We start from the raw sequence: 14,495 nt of genomic DNA, 5'->3' as shown, positions 1-14,495 counted from the left end.
TCAGCAGGCTGAGCCCGGGTTAATGCTATCGTCGAGCCTGGTCAACCAGGCCCGCAGACTACAGCGCCAGCGCCCTTTTCACCGGCGCGAAGCTGCGGCGGTGATGCTCGGTGGCACCCAGCGCGGCCAGCCGCTCCAGGTGGAGGGCGGTCGGGTAGCCTTTATGCTGCGCGAAACCGTAGTCCGGGAACTCGCTGTCCAGCTCGGCCATTTCACGATCGCGCGTGACCTTTGCCAGAATGGAGGCCGCGCTGATCTCCGCCACGCGGCTGTCGCCCTTCACCACCGCCTGCGAACGCATCGGCAGCTTCGGGCAACGGTTACCGTCGATTAAAACCATGTCCGGCGCGATATGCAACCCGGCCACCGCGCGCTGCATCGCCAGCATGGTGGCGTGCAAAATGTTCAGCTGGTCGATTTCCGCCGGCTCGGCGCGCCCCAGGCTCCAGGAGAGCGCCTTGGCGACGATTTCGTCATACAACGCCAGGCGGCGTTTTTCACTGAGTTTCTTGGAGTCCGCCAGCCCGACGATCGGCTGCGCCGGATCGAGGATCACGGCGGCGGTAACCACCGCGCCAACCAACGGGCCGCGGCCCACTTCGTCCACACCGGCAATCAGCGTGGCAGCGGGATAGATAAAGGGTTCAATCATGCTTTCGCCAGCTCCAACACAGCCTGAGCGGCCTGTTCGTCCGCACCGCAACGGATGCTTTGGTGCAAAGTAAGGAAAGTCTGTTTCAGCGCTTCAGTTTGCGGGCTCTCTTCAAGCAGCGGCATCACGGCGGCGGCCAGTTTGTCCGGCACGCAGTCATGCTGCAGCAGCTCGGTGACGATCTCGCGCCCCGCCAGCAGATTCGGCAGCGAAACGTAAGGCGTTTTCACCAGCTTCTGCGCCAGCCAGAAAGTGAACGGCTTCATGCGATAGCCTACCACCATCGGGCACTTGGCCAGCATGCACTCCAGCGCCGCCGTGCCGGACGCCAGCAGCGCCGCGTCGCTGGCAATCATCGCCTCGCGCCCCTGGCCGTTCAGCAGGTGTACGGTCAGGTCCGGCGCCACTTCCGCCTTGATGCGCTCAAACTGCTCGCGCCGTTTGGCGTTAACCAGCGGCACCACCACTTCAAGCTCGGGATAACGCGTGCGCAGCAGCTGCGCTGTTTTGAGGAAGTCGGCGCTAAGCATCTCGACTTCGGCGCCGCGGCTGCCCGGCAACAAGGCCAGACAGCGCGCCTGCGGATCGATGCCAAGCTGAGCGCGCGCCGCCAGCCGATCGGGTTGCAGCGGCATGGCATCTGCCATGGTATGGCCGATAAACCGGCAAGGCACGTTGAAGCGATCGTAAAACGCTTTTTCGAAAGGGAGAAAGGCCAGCACCAGATCGGTGGCTTTGCCAATTTTGAAAACGCGCTTTTGCCGCCAGGCCCACACGGAAGGGCTGACGTAGTGAATGGTGCGGATGCCGCGCTGCTTGAGGCGGCCTTCCAGCGTGATGTTGAAGTCCGGCGCGTCGATGCCGACAAACACGTCCGGCCGCAGCTCGCCGAAGCGGCGGGTGAGATCCTTGCGGATCTTCAACAGGCGTGGCAAGCGCTCAAGCACTTCCACCACGCCCATGACCGCCAGCTCTTCCATTTCGTACCAGGCTTCGCACCCTTCGGCCTGCATCAGCGGGCCGGCGACGCCAACGAAACGCGCGTCGGGGATCTGCGCCTTGAGCGCGCGGATCAAACCGGCGCCGAGAATGTCACCGGAGGTTTCTCCGGCGACCAATCCGATAGTCAATGGACGATTCGACATAACTCAGCGAATGATGCCACGGGTGGAACGGGTGAAGAAATCGAGGTACAGCTGCACCACCGGCTGCTCTTTGGCCAGGGCTTCGATTTCCGCTTTCGCTTCATCCAGCGTTTTCTCGCTGCGATACAGGATCTTGTAGGCGTTACGGATCGCCTGCATTTCATCCTTGTCAAAACCGCGACGCTTCAGGCCAATAGCATTGACGCCGAACGGCGTCGCGTGGTTGCCCTGAGCGATGACGAAAGGAGGCACGTCCTGAGCGACGCCGGAACAACCGCCTACCATCACATGCGCACCGATAACGCAAAATTGGTGGATCGCCGTCATGCCGCCGATGATGGCGTGATCGTCGATTTCCACGTGCCCCGCCAGCGTGGCATTATTGGCCAACACGCAAGAATTGCCGACCACGCAGTCGTGGGCAACGTGCACGTTGACCATCAGCAGGTTATCGTTGCCCACTTTGGTCAAGCCGGTGCCCTGCGCGGTGCCGCGGTGAATGGTGACGCTTTCGCGGATGCGGTTGCGATCGCCCACTTCAACGCGCGTCGGTTCGCCCGCGTATTTCAGATCCTGATTCACTTCACCGATGGAGGCGAACTGATAAATCTGGTTATCGCAGCCGATCTTGGTAATGCCGTTCACCACCACGTGGGATTTCAGCACCGTGCCAGCGCCGATTTCCACCTGGGAGCCGACGTAGCAGAAAGGGCCGATATGCACGTTGGCGCCGATCACGGCGCCTTCTTCGACTATCGCGCTAGGATGGATAAAGGCGGTTTGGTCAATCACGGATTAAGCCTCCCGGCTGCGGGCACACATCATGGTTGCTTCGCAGACAATTTTACCGTCAACGGTCGCCACGCCTTTGAAGCGAGTCAGGCCGCGGCGAGTTTTCTCGAAGGTGACTTCCATGACCATCTGATCCCCTGGCACCACAGGACGCTTGAAGCGTGCTTCGTCGATACCGGCGAAGTAATACAGCTCGCCCGGCTCCAGTTTGCCGACGCTTTTAAACGCCAGGATACCGGTGGCCTGCGCCATGGCTTCCAGGATCAATACGCCTGGGAAAATCGGTTTGCCAGGGAAGTGGCCCTGGAAAAACGGTTCGTTCACCGATACGTTCTTCACCGCACGCAGATATTTGTGCTCTTCAAACTCGAGGACGCGGTCGACCAGCAAGAACGGGTAACGGTGAGGAAGCAGATCCAAAATTTCTGCAATATCCAGAGTATGAGTGTCAGTAGTCAAAATACTCTTCCTGTCTCTAAAAACTGATGGCATCAACAACACGGCCTGCGCTGACCCCAAAAGGAGATCATCATGCAGGCCGCAAATTAACATCTCTTTGCGCTTTTGGTCTCACGACCAACGCGTTTCGTTTTGTCCCCGCCAGGGCGGGCGGCAATGATTAGTCTTTTCCGACTTTACGTTCGACAGCTTTCAAGCGCTTGCTGATCTCATCGATATTCATCACCAACGCAGCGGTTTTACGCCAAACCTTGTTAGGCTGCAACGGAATGCCCGAAGAGTATACCCCAGGTTCGGTGATTGGTCGCATAACCATTCCCATTCCGGTAACAACAACCTTGTCGGCAATCTCCATGTGACCGTTGATCACGCTGGCACCGCCGATCTGGCAGTAGCGGCCGATTTTCAGGCTGCCGGCCATGATCACGCCGCCGGCGACGGCGGTATTGTCGCCAATCACGACGTTATGTGCAATCTGGCATTGGTTGTCGATGATAACACCATTCCCGATTTGGGTGTTATCCAAAGCGCCGCGGTCAATGGTGGTGCAAGCGCCGATTTCGACGCGATCGCCGATAATCACCGTACCCAACTGAGGGATTTTGATCCACTCGCCGCGCTCGTTCGCATAGCCGAAACCGTCCGCGCCGATCACGGTGCCGGACTGGATCAGGCAGCGCTGGCCGATTTCAACCGCATGATAAATCGTGACGTTCGCCCACAGACGCGTTCCCGCGCCGATGCGTGCGTGTTTGCCAATGAAGCAGCCCGGGCCGATAACCACGTTATCGCCCAGCACCGCACCCGACTCGATCACCGCGTTCGCCCCAATGGCGACGTTGTGCCCCAGCTGCGCCTCAGGCGAGATCACCGCGCTTGGCGCGATATCCTGCGCCGGTGCCGGCGTGGTGTCCATCAGCTGCGCCATGCGCGCGTAGGTCAGGTAAGGGTTCTTAACCACCAGCGCCGCAGCACGGCAGTGTGGTAAATCCGCTTCGGTAAGCACCACGGCGCTTGCCTGGCAGGAAGACAGCTGCTCTTGATAGCGGCTGTTTGACAAAAACGTGATTTGGCCAGGCTGTGCCGAATGCATAGAAGCAATGCCGGTGATGACGAGATCGCCATCACCGTGCAATTGTGCATCCAACTGCTGCGCTAAATCAGCCAGTCGAATTGAAAGCATGTGTTATTTAACCTGTTTCAGCACGTCAGCAGTGATATCTTTGGAAGAGTCTGCATAGGCAACGGCGTTGGCGTCGATCACCACGTCATAACCGCCTTTGCTGGCAACAGATTTCACAGCGTCCTGGATACGGCTCAGGATCTTGTTACGCTCTTCCATCTGGCGACGACGGTTGTCCTGCTCGAAAGCCTGCGCTTTCTGAGAGAACTGCTCGCGCTGTGCCATCACGTCTTTTTCCAACTTGCTGCGGTCGCTGGCTTTCATGGTAGCGCCGTCACGCTGCAGACGTTGCATTTTGGTCTGCAGGCTACGTTCCATGTTCTGGAGTTCGCTTGCACGGCCTTTAAACTCGTTTTCCAGCTGTTTAGCGACCGCTTCGCGGGCCGGCAGCTGTTGGAAAATGCTGGAGACGTTAACGACAGCGATCTTATCTGCTGCCTGAACGCCAGCTGAAGCAGCCATTGCTAAACCGAGGCCTGCGGCACACAACCACTTTTTCACTATAAACTCCTTACCATCACCCATTTGTGTCATATGACACTGAAGTACACAATTTGCCAGACTTATCCCACCAAACAATGAGAATCATCTCCCTCTGCCGGCGGGCGCCTGGCCATTGCGATTCTTAATAACTGTTATGCCCAGAGGCGAGACCCGTTACCAGGTCTTACCGATGTTAAACTGGAACTGTTCGGACTTGTCGCCTTCGTATTTCTTGATCGGATTGGCGTAAGAGAACACCAACGGCCCCAGCGGCGACATCCACTGCAGCGCGATACCGGCGGAGGAACGAATATTGCCCGCTTTACTGTAGTCAGGCACGCCGTACATCAGCGTTTCGTCAGTATTCTTCCACTTGGTATCCCACACGGTACCGGCATCGATGAACAGCGACGTCCGCACGGAGTTGGCGTATTTCTCGCTGATGAACGGCGTCGGGGTGATCAGCTCCAGGCTGGCCACCGCCATGGCGTTACCGCCCACCGCATCATCCGAGCTACAGATGCTCTGACGCGTGGTGGTGCTGCCGGCGTTGAACTGGCACTGGTACGAGTTGGAGTTGTAATACACCGCCTTCGGACCGATGGTGTTCGACTGGAAGCCACGCACGGTGCTTGAACCACCAGCATAGAAGTTCTCATAGAACGGCATTTCCTTGCCGCCCAGCCCATCCGCGTAACCCAGACGGCCACGGCCCAACAGCACCCAGGTGCGATCGTCGTTGATCGGCACGTACTGAACGCTGTCCAGCGTCACCTTGTAGTATTCGTTGTCCGAGCCCGGAATGGTGACCTTGCCGTTCAACGTGGTGCGGTTACCCGACGTCGGGAAGTAGCCGCGGTCCAGGTTGTTGTAGGTCCAGCCCAGGTTCAGGGTAAAGTCGTCCGTCGAGTAGCTGGCGCGGTCAGTCTTGTTCGCATCCACGCCCATCGAGTCGAGATAACGCCACATGGCGATCTGCGGCTGCATGTTCGACAGACCGTTGTGGACGTAGCCCAGGCCGGTACGCAACGAGTTGTTTTCGTTGATCGGGAAGCCCAGCGTGCCGTCGACACCGTAACTCTTGTTGGTGTAGTCCGACAGATCCGCATTATCCGCTTTAAAGTCGTTGTAGAACACGCGGCCGCCCAAGCTCACACCGTCAACGGTGAAGTACGGGTTAGTGACCGACAGTTCAGTATAGGTTTGGTAGTCGTTCTTGGTACCGCTGATGCCGACCGAGTAGCCGGTACCCAACCAGTTGTCCTGCTGCACGCCGGCCTGGAAGCTGACGCCGCTCTCGGTGCCGTAACCGACGCCGAAGTTAAAGGTACCGGTGTTGCGCTCTTTCACCTTGTAGGTCACGTCGACCTGATCGGCGGTGCCCGGCACGCGCTGGGTTTCCACGTCAACCGTTTCGAAGTAGCCCAGACGGTTCAGACGCTCTTTACCCTGCTCGACCTGCTCGTTACCCAGCCAGGCGCCTTCCATCTGGCGCATTTCGCGACGCAGTACGGAATCCTTGCTGGTGTCGTTGCCTTCGAACTTGATGCGACGCACGTAGAAGCGGTTGCCCGCGTCGACGTTGACGTGCAGCTTGACGGTTTTATCCGCGTCGTTGATCTCCGGCTGAGTGCCGACGCGCGGGTAGGCGTAACCATAACGGCCCAACATCGTTTTGATGTTGTCTTCCATTTTGGTCACCTTGCTGCCGTTATACAGCTCGCCCGGTTCGATCTTGGTGATCTGAGCAACTTCCGCCGAGTGGCCGGCCAGGTTGCCGTTCACGACAACATCGGAAAGCTTGTATTGATCGCCTTCGGTGATGTTGATGGTGATGTAGATGCCTTTTTTATCCGGCGTCAGGCTCACCTGGGTAGAATCGATGTTGAAGCGGGCATAGCCGCGATCCAGATAGAAGCTGCGCAGGGTTTCGAGATCGCCCGCCAGTTTTTGCTTCTGGTATTTGCGATCGCCGACCAGGTTCCACCACGGCACCTCATCACGCAGTTGGAAGCGCGAGATCAGTTCGTCGTTGGTGAAGGCATGGTTGCCGACGATGTTGATTTGTTGAATCTTGGCGGAGACCCCTTCCGTGAACACCAGCTTCAGGTCGACACGGTTGCGCGGAAGCGGCGTGACCACGGCTTTCACCGAGGCGCTGTATTTACCGACGCTGTAGTAGAAGTCTTCCAGCCCTTTTTCAATGCTGGAGATCGTGGTGCGGTCGAGCGCCTCGCCCACCCGGACGCCGGAGGCTTCCAGGTTCTGCTTGAGCATGTCATCCTTCACCGACTTGTTGCCGGAGAAGGTGATGCTGGCGATGGTAGGACGTTCCTTCACCTGCACGATCAACGTATTACCATCGCGCAGTACGCGCACGTCCTCGAAGTTGCCGGTGGCAAACAAGGCTCGGATGGTATTACTGATGTCATCGTCAGTGACGGTATCGCCGACGCGAACCGGCATGTTGAGTAACGCCGCACCGACGGCGACTCGCTGCAGGCCTTCGAAATGAATATCTTTCACTACGAACCCGTCTGCACCGTATACGGTGGCGCTGCCAAACAGCAGCGACGCTATGAGCAACTTTTTCATCGCCATCGTTGTTATGCGTTCTTCCTAACCTATCCCCGCCCCTAGAGGCGGGAAAAATCATTGAAAAGTGCAAGACCCATCAACAACACCAGCACGATCGAACCTATGCGGTAGCTGTAGTCCTGTACTCGCTCGGAAACCGGCCCACCCTTCAGCTTTTCTATCGCCAGGAAGAGGAGATGCCCACCATCTAACACCGGTAATGGGAACAGGTTGATGATCCCCAGGTTGACGCTAATCAACGCCAGGAACATCAGATAATACACGAACCCGACTCCGGCTGACGCCCCTGCTCCCTGTGCAATCGAGATCGGGCCACTCAGGTTGTTCAGCTTTACATCACCGGTTATTAATTTGCCCAGCATGTTAACCGTCAGCCGCATCAGCTGCCAGGTCTTGTCGCCGGCCTGATACAGCGCCGGGAACGGTCCATACTGGCGAATCGTCTTATACTCGTCCGGCAGCGGCAGCACCTTTGGAATGATGCCTGCAAAACCCACCGATTTGTCTTTTCCCACCGGCTTTGTATCCGGTATCAGCGTCAAAGACAAGGGGGCGCCGTTTCTTTCAATCTCCAAAACCAGCGGTTGCCCCGGGCCATCGTGGATACGCTTCACCAGCGTCTGCCAACGACCCAACGGCTGACCATCGACTTTAACGATCCTGTCCCCCGCTTGTAAACCCGCCTTTTGCGCCGCCGAGTCAGGCTGCACTTCCGCCAACACGGATTCAATCTGCGGGCCGCGCGGCATAATGCCCAGCGCGACAACGGGATCCTGCTTGTCCGGCTCAAAGTTCCACTGGCGCAAATCCAGGGTTTTGGTCACTACCTGCGAAGAGCCGAATGGCGCAACGCCGACTTCGGTTTGTGCATCGCCAATCTTCGCCACCAGCGCCAGACGAACTGACTCCCAATCAGGCGTTTCGATGCCGTCAACCGACTTTAGTTCCATGCCAGACGAAATTTCGGCCTTGGCGGCGATGGATTGCGGCGCGATTTCGCCGATCACCGGGCGGAAACTCGGCACGCCGATGATGAACACCAGCCAGTAGGCAAGGATAGCAAACAGGAAGTTGGCGATGGGGCCGGCGCTGATGATGGCCGCGCGCTGCCAGACGGTTTTGTTGTTGAAGGCCTGATGGCGCATTTCCGGCGCCACCGACTCCACGCGCTCGTCCAGCATCTTCACGTAGCCGCCGAGCGGAATCAAGGCAATGACATACTCGGTGCCCTGGCGATCGGTGCGGCGCCACAGCGCGCGACCGAAGCCGATGGAGAAACGTTCAACGCGCACGCCGCAACGGCGGGCAACCCAAAAGTGTCCGAACTCGTGCACGGTTATCAAGATACCGAGCGCAATCAGAAACGCCACCAGGTTCCAAAGCACGCTGACCATCATCCCTCACTTTCCGTCATCGACGGATTAAAACACCAACAGCATCAGGCAGGCAAACACCGGCACCGCCGCGGTCAGGCTGTCGATACGATCCAGTATGCCGCCATGACCGGGGATCAAATGACCGCTGTCCTTGATGCCCGCTTCGCGTTTGAACATGCTTTCGGTCAAATCGCCCAGTACCGAAGCCAGCGCGGCGAGCACCGAACAGGCCAACAGGGTGGTCGGCACCACATTCAGTGGCGCATAGCGGCCGAACAGCCAGGAGATTACCGCCGACGTCAACAACCCGCCGATCAGCCCTTCCCAGGTTTTGCCCGGTGAGACCTTCGGCGCCAACTTATGCTTGCCGAACAGCTTGCCGAACATGTAGGCGCCGGAATCCGCGCCCCACACCAGCAGCATCACGTACAGCAGCCACCAGGCGCCAGTAAACGGGTTTTGCTCGTAGCCGTACTGGCGCAGCGCCAGCATGCCCCAGAAGAACGGCACGATGGTCAGCAGGCCGAACAGCAGGCGCAGCGGGCGCGAGTTGCGCCAGATAGCGGCCGAGCCGGGGTAGAACAGCACCAGCAGCAGCGCCGCCAGCCACCAGACCAGCGACAGCCACAGCGAGCCGCTCACCTGCGGCACGGATTGATGGTACGCGGGAACGCTGAGCATCATCAGCGCCAGCAGAAAACCGCACAGTATCGCCAGCCAGATGCGCTGCGAACGGGAGGTAAAACCGGCCAGTTGGCCCCACTCCCAGGCTGCTAACATGCACACGACGAGCGTTACCAGAGCAAAGGCCAGCGGCGGCAACAGGAACAGCGCCGCGATAACGATCGGGATTAAAATCAGAGCAGTTATGAGGCGATACTTCAGCAAAAGTTCTCCCTAGGACGCATCGGCGCCGATAGGTGTTGTTCCCCCGAAGCGGCGCTCACGTTGTGCAAATGCATTCAGCGCACCTTCAAAGACAAGTTCATCGAAATCAGGCCAGAGCACATCCGTAAAGTAAAGTTCAGCATAGGCGATTTGCCACAGCAGGAAGTTACTGATGCGATGCTCGCCACCGGTGCGGATAACCAGATCCACCGGCGCCAGGTCGCTCATGCAAACCCGCTCGCTCAATAATTCCTCGCTGATCTGATCCGGGTGCAACTCTCCCACCCGTACCCGTTCGGCCAGCTCCCTTACTCCCTGAATGATATCCCAACGGCCGCCGTAGTTGGCAGCGATATTGAGCGTCAGGCCATCGTTATTTTCCGTCAGCGCTTCAGAGCGGCGGATCCGCTCCTGCAAACGCGAGCTGAACCGGCTGATATCGCCGATCACCCGCAACCTGACGTTATGTTTATGCAGGCTTTTTACTTCACTATCCAGAGCACGGACAAAAAGCTCCATCAGGGCGGAGACTTCCTGCACCGGACGGTTCCAGTTTTCGCTGCTGAAGGCATAAAGCGTGAGCGCATCTAAATGGTGGCTGGCGGCAAAACTGACCGCGCGGCGAACCGATTTCACCCCTGCTTTATGACCGAAGACACGTAACTTGCCCTGACGTTTGGCCCAGCGTCCGTTACCGTCCATGATGATGGCGACATGGCGCGGCCCCGGGGAAGATGGATTAGCCTCTTGTTGGTTTGCGGACGACATAACTCGTACTTATTTCCTCAATAGAAATATAACTGCCTTTCCGGAACATCAGGCCCTTACGCGCAAAAAAAGCCGTGTGCCCGACACGGCTTTCAGCCTGCCCTCGCGATGCCCGGCGCAGCCGGGTCGCCATTGACGCACAGGGCGCCAATCGGGCCATAATTCAACGGTATAACCGCTGACAGGTGGCGCAGACTATACCACCTCAGCGGAGCATGAACAAACGGCCCCGCTGCGGCATACGCGAATTACGAGCAAAATCGGATAATCGCCGTGCTCAACCGCGCAACGCGCGAACGCGCTCCTCGGCGGCGGCGCGCGCCTGGCGGTCAATGTCTAAGACCGCTTCGATGCACGTCGGTTCCTGCAGCGCGAGGCGCTCGACGACCTGCCGGTTGACCGCGGCAATGTCGGTAAAGCGAATCTGCTGCTGCAAAAATGCCGCCACGGCGATTTCATTCGCTGCGTTCAGTGCGGTGGTCGCCGCCTGGCCGGCGTCGAACGCTTCGATCGCCAAATACAGGCAAGGATAGCGCTCGCGCTCCGGTTCGGCGAAGGTCAGCGAACCGATGCGGCAGAAGTCCAGCGCTTCCACGCCGGAGTTTACGCGCTGCGGATACGCCATCGCATGGGCGATCGGCGTGCGCATATCCGGCGTACCCAGCTGCGCCAGCACGCTGCCGTCGGCATAGCGCACCATCGAGTGAATCACCGACTGCGGGTGCAGAATCACTTCCATTTGCTCGGCCGAGGCGTTAAACAGCCAGCGGGCCTCAATGTATTCCAGACCTTTGTTCATCATGGTGGCGGAGTCCACCGAGATCTTGCGGCCCATCGACCAGTTCGGGTGGGCACAGGCTTGATCCGGGGTCATCGCGGCGAACTGCTCCAGCGGCGTGGTGCGGAACGGGCCGCCTGAGCCGGTAAGCACGATGCGCGAAACGCCATGACTGTCCAGGGAAGAGTATCCCAACTGACGCTGAATGCTCTCAGGCAAACTCTGAAAAATCGCGTTGTGTTCGCTGTCGAGCGGCAGCAGCTGCGCCTGGCTTTGCCGCACTGCGTCCATAAACAGACGGCCGCAGGTGACCAGCGACTCCTTGTTGGCCAGCAACACCTGCTTGCCTGCGCGGATCGCCGCCAGCGTCGGCAGCAGCCCTGCGGCGCCGACAATGGCCGCCGTCACTTGATCGACGTCATCCAACGCCGCCAGTTCGCAGGCCGCTTGTTCCCCGGCCAAGACCTCGGTAGCGACGCCGTTTTCCGCCAGAATGGCGCGCAGCTCGCGAGCGGCGCTTTCCTCAGCCATCGCGGCGAAGGCGGGCCGGAATTCCATGCATTGCTGCGCCATGACCGCGACGTTGCGGCCGGCCACCAGTGCTTTGATCGCAAAACGGTCGGGATTCGCCCTGACCACGGCCAGGGTGCTGGTCCCTACCGAGCCGGTCGAGCCAAGAATGGTCAGTTGCTTCATGAGTTCACTCTGAATAACTGTCTGATGAGATCGGAGGTGCTCCAGTGTGGAACCTTGGACACCGCTTGTCCATGATCTTTCAGTACGATGAAACGGGATCTGCGCCACAAAAAACAAAGCGCCGCCCAGGCGACGCTTTTTTTCTGCGCGATGCTGATTAGAAATCCATCAGCTCTTTTTCTTTCTCTGCCAGCGCGGCATCGACCAGCTTGATGTAAGCGTCGGTCATTTTCTGAATCTCGTCTTGTGAACGACGTTCTTCGTCTTCGCTGATCTCTTTGTCTTTCAGCAGCGCCTTGACCTTGTCGTTAGCGTCGCGACGCACGTTACGCACCGCTACGCGGCCCTGCTCGGCTTCGCCGCGTACGATCTTGATCAGATCCTTACGACGTTCTTCGGTCAGCGGAGGCAGCGGAACGCGAATGTCAGAGCCGGCGGAAGACGGGTTGAGGCCCAGATCGGAGCTCATGATCGCTTTCTCAACGGCCTGGCTCAGGCTGCGGTCGAACACGTTGATTTTCAGCGTGCGGGAGTCTTCCACGGTCACGTTGGCCAGCTGGCGCAGCGGCGTAGCGGCGCCGTAGTATTCCACCATGATGCCGTCCAGAATGCTTGGAGAAGCGCGGCCGGTGCGGATCTTGCTGATTTGGTTTTTGAATGCTTCTACGCTTTTTTCCATGCGTGAATCAGCATCTTTTCTGATTTCATTAGTCACGTTGCAAACCCTTGGAAGCTGGTTACTTGGCAGGCGATACTCAAGTATAGCCCGTAATCGTACTCGGAGAGCGCGCGGCGCCTGGCGTCACGCGCACCGAAAAAGGGGTGTGAACAGCCTTATTTGCTGATCAGCGTACCTTCATTCTCACCCATCACCACGCGGCGCAGCGCGCCCGGCTTGTTCATGTTGAACACGCGGATCGGCAAGCCGTGATCGCGGGCCAGCGTAAACGCCGCCAGATCCATCACTTTCAGCTCGCGCTCCAGCACGTCCTGATAGGTTAATTGTTCATACAGCGTCGCATCCGGGTTTTTCACCGGATCGGCGGAGTATACGCCATCCACTTTGGTGGCTTTCAGCACCACGTCCGCTTCGATCTCGATACCGCGCAGGCAAGCGGCGGAATCGGTGGTGAAGAACGGGTTGCCGGTACCGGCGGAGAAGATCACCACGCGGTTGTTGCGCAGCAGGCTGATAGCCTCTGCCCAGCTGTAATTGTCACATACGCCGTTCAGCGGGATCGCCGACATCAGGCGGGCGTTCACATAGGCACGGTGCAGTGCATCACGCATAGCCAGGCCGTTCATCACGGTAGCCAGCATTCCCATGTGGTCGCCCACTACGCGGTTCATGCCGGCTTGCGCCAGGCCCGCGCCGCGGAACAGGTTCCCGCCGCCAATAACTACACCGACCTGAATTCCCAGTTCGACCAGCTCTTTCACTTCCTGAGCCATGCGATCCAAAACGCTGGCGTCGATACCAAAACCTTCTGCACCTTGCAGGGCTTCGCCACTCAGTTTAAGCAGAATACGCTGATATACGGGTTTTGCATTGGTTGCCATGGTGTTCTGTCCTAAGAAGCAGTATTAGTATTGGGGATTTCAGCCGATGAAATGCGCCTGAGGTGAGAATCACGCTGCAGGGCCTGCCACCGGTGTAATTCTGGCTGGATAGTATGGAACCGCCAGACGGCGGTTCCATCGACAGTCATTAAGACTGTTTGCTCATCGCGGCAACTTCAGCAGCGAAGTCGGTTTCGACTTTCTCGATGCCTTCGCCCACTTCGAAGCGAATGAAGTTGGTCACGTCAGCGTTGTGCTCTTTCAGCACCTGAGCAACGGATTTGCTCGGATCCATAACGAAAGGCTGACCGGTCAGAGAAACTTCGCCGGTGAATTTCTTCATGCGGCCTTCAACCATTTTCTCTGCGATTTCTTTCGGCTTGCCGGACTGCATGGCGATGTCCAGCTGAACCTGGTACTCTTTTTCTACCACTTCAGCAGACACGTCTTCTGGCTTCACGAACTCTGGCTTGCTTGCCGCAATGTGCATTGCGATTTGCTTAACCAGCTCTTCGTCAGCGCCTTTAGCCGCAACCAGTACGCCGATACGCGCGCCGTGCAGGTAGCTGCCCAGCACTTCGCCTTCCAGGGAAGCAACGCGACGAATGTTGATGTTTTCGCCGATTTTTGCCACCAGCGCTACGCGCTCTTCTTCGAACTGTGCTTTCAGCACGTCAACGTCAGTGATTTTGCCGGCCATAGCGGCATCCAGCACTTTGTCGGCGAACGCCTGGAAACCGGCGTCTTTTGCTACGAAGTCAGTCTGGCAGTTAACTTCCAGAATGATGCCGTAGTTGCCTTCGATCTTGGTTTTGATCACGCCGTCAGCAGCCACGTTGCCTGCTTTTTTAGCGGCTTTGATCGCACCGGACTTACGCATGTTTTCGATTGCCAGTTCGATGTCGCCGTTGGATTCAACCAGCGCCTTCTTGCAATCCATCATGCCAGCGCCGGTACGCTCGCGCAGTTCTTTTACCAGGGCAGCGGTAATATCAGCCATTTATTTTTCCTCGGTTATCTCGCGTGGAGACAGTTCTCATTCAGATAAGCAAAGGGGGCCTTTACAGGCCCCCCTAACCAACATATGTCAATACCTGGTTAATAAGGGCTCAGTGAC

General features: G+C 58.1%; 14 protein-coding genes. All 14 read right to left on the bottom strand.

Translation table 11 applies throughout. The annotated features are described in order from the left end of the window. Nucleotides 1–58: 58 nt before the first annotated feature. On the bottom strand, nt 59–652 hold the full coding sequence (gene rnhB / locus AWX27_RS14240; protein ID WP_033654126.1) for a ribonuclease HII: 594 nt from the start codon (nt 650–652) through the stop codon (nt 59–61). Then, a complete protein-coding gene (lpxB, locus tag AWX27_RS14235; RefSeq protein ID WP_033635734.1) occupies nt 649–1,797 on the bottom strand; it encodes a lipid-A-disaccharide synthase in 1,149 nt (382 codons plus the stop codon). The genes rnhB and lpxB overlap by 4 nt, the downstream gene beginning before the upstream one ends. 3 nt (nt 1,798–1,800) lie before the next feature. After that, on the bottom strand, nt 1,801–2,589 hold the full coding sequence (gene lpxA / locus AWX27_RS14230) for an acyl-ACP--UDP-N-acetylglucosamine O-acyltransferase (protein WP_060423073.1): 789 nt from the start codon (nt 2,587–2,589) through the stop codon (nt 1,801–1,803). Between the two features lie 3 nt (nt 2,590–2,592). Continuing rightward, entirely contained in the window at nt 2,593–3,048 is a 456-nt protein-coding gene (gene fabZ, locus AWX27_RS14225; RefSeq protein ID WP_004931962.1) for a 3-hydroxyacyl-ACP dehydratase FabZ, read from the bottom strand. 160 nt (nt 3,049–3,208) lie between these two features. Continuing rightward, complete coding sequence (gene lpxD, locus AWX27_RS14220; protein WP_048234602.1) at nt 3,209–4,231, bottom strand: UDP-3-O-(3-hydroxymyristoyl)glucosamine N-acyltransferase; 1,023 nt, start codon at nt 4,229–4,231, stop codon at nt 3,209–3,211. 3 nt (nt 4,232–4,234) lie between these two features. Beyond that, nucleotides 4,235–4,732, bottom strand: a complete 498-nt coding sequence (skp, locus tag AWX27_RS14215; RefSeq protein WP_004931958.1) for a molecular chaperone Skp — start codon at nt 4,730–4,732, stop codon at nt 4,235–4,237. A 156-nt stretch (nt 4,733–4,888) separates the two neighbouring features. After that, complete coding sequence (gene bamA, locus AWX27_RS14210; RefSeq protein WP_060423070.1) at nt 4,889–7,315, bottom strand: outer membrane protein assembly factor BamA; 2,427 nt, start codon at nt 7,313–7,315, stop codon at nt 4,889–4,891. 35 nt (nt 7,316–7,350) lie between these two features. Further along, the gene (rseP, locus tag AWX27_RS14205) at nt 7,351–8,706 is read right to left on the bottom strand and encodes a sigma E protease regulator RseP (RefSeq protein ID WP_060423133.1); all 1,356 of its coding nucleotides are present in this window, start codon (nt 8,704–8,706) and stop codon (nt 7,351–7,353) included. Between the two features lie 27 nt (nt 8,707–8,733). After that, a complete protein-coding gene (gene cdsA / locus AWX27_RS14200; RefSeq protein WP_047729987.1) occupies nt 8,734–9,576 on the bottom strand; it encodes a phosphatidate cytidylyltransferase in 843 nt (280 codons plus the stop codon). Nucleotides 9,577–9,585: 9 nt separating this feature from the next. Beyond that, on the bottom strand, nt 9,586–10,344 hold the full coding sequence (gene ispU, locus AWX27_RS14195; RefSeq protein ID WP_049198255.1) for a (2E,6E)-farnesyl-diphosphate-specific ditrans,polycis-undecaprenyl-diphosphate synthase: 759 nt from the start codon (nt 10,342–10,344) through the stop codon (nt 9,586–9,588). 277 nt (nt 10,345–10,621) lie between these two features. Continuing rightward, entirely contained in the window at nt 10,622–11,818 is a 1,197-nt protein-coding gene (gene ispC, locus AWX27_RS14190) for a 1-deoxy-D-xylulose-5-phosphate reductoisomerase (protein WP_060423065.1), read from the bottom strand. Nucleotides 11,819–11,975: 157 nt separating this feature from the next. Continuing rightward, a complete protein-coding gene (gene frr, locus AWX27_RS14185) occupies nt 11,976–12,533 on the bottom strand; it encodes a ribosome recycling factor (protein ID WP_004931943.1) in 558 nt (185 codons plus the stop codon). A 119-nt stretch (nt 12,534–12,652) separates the two neighbouring features. Then, entirely contained in the window at nt 12,653–13,378 is a 726-nt protein-coding gene (gene pyrH, locus AWX27_RS14180) for a UMP kinase (RefSeq protein WP_004931940.1), read from the bottom strand. Between the two features lie 148 nt (nt 13,379–13,526). After that, nucleotides 13,527–14,378, bottom strand: coding sequence for a translation elongation factor Ts (gene tsf / locus AWX27_RS14175; protein ID WP_033635739.1), 852 nt, complete (start codon nt 14,376–14,378; stop codon nt 13,527–13,529). Nucleotides 14,379–14,495 lie beyond the last annotated feature (117 nt).

The sequence above is a fragment of the Serratia sp. 2880STDY5682894 genome (genome assembly GCF_001537385.1).
Taxonomy (GTDB): domain Bacteria; phylum Pseudomonadota; class Gammaproteobacteria; order Enterobacterales; family Enterobacteriaceae; genus Serratia; species Serratia nevei.
Note: the sequence above shows the minus strand (reverse complement) of the source record. Positions and strands in the feature narration are given on the sequence as shown.

Bases quoted from the DNA above. Each gene is read 5' to 3' on its own strand.
- lpxB (WP_033635734.1), bottom strand. From the start codon at position 1,797: ATGTCGAATCGTCCATTGACTATCGGATTGGTCGCCGGAGAAACCTCC.
- tsf (WP_033635739.1), bottom strand. From the start codon at position 14,378: ATGGCTGATATTACCGCTGCCCTGGTAAAAGAACTGCGCGAGCGTACC.
- lpxD (WP_048234602.1), bottom strand. From the start codon at position 4,231: ATGCTTTCAATTCGACTGGCTGATTTAGCGCAGCAGTTGGATGCACAA.
- pyrH (WP_004931940.1), bottom strand. From the start codon at position 13,378: ATGGCAACCAATGCAAAACCCGTATATCAGCGTATTCTGCTTAAACTG.
- ispC (WP_060423065.1), bottom strand. From the start codon at position 11,818: ATGAAGCAACTGACCATTCTTGGCTCGACCGGCTCGGTAGGGACCAGC.
- bamA (WP_060423070.1), bottom strand. From the start codon at position 7,315: ATGGCGATGAAAAAGTTGCTCATAGCGTCGCTGCTGTTTGGCAGCGCC.
- rseP (WP_060423133.1), bottom strand. From the start codon at position 8,706: ATGGTCAGCGTGCTTTGGAACCTGGTGGCGTTTCTGATTGCGCTCGGT.
- rnhB (WP_033654126.1), bottom strand. From the start codon at position 652: ATGATTGAACCCTTTATCTATCCCGCTGCCACGCTGATTGCCGGTGTG.
- ispU (WP_049198255.1), bottom strand. From the start codon at position 10,344: ATGTCGTCCGCAAACCAACAAGAGGCTAATCCATCTTCCCCGGGGCCG.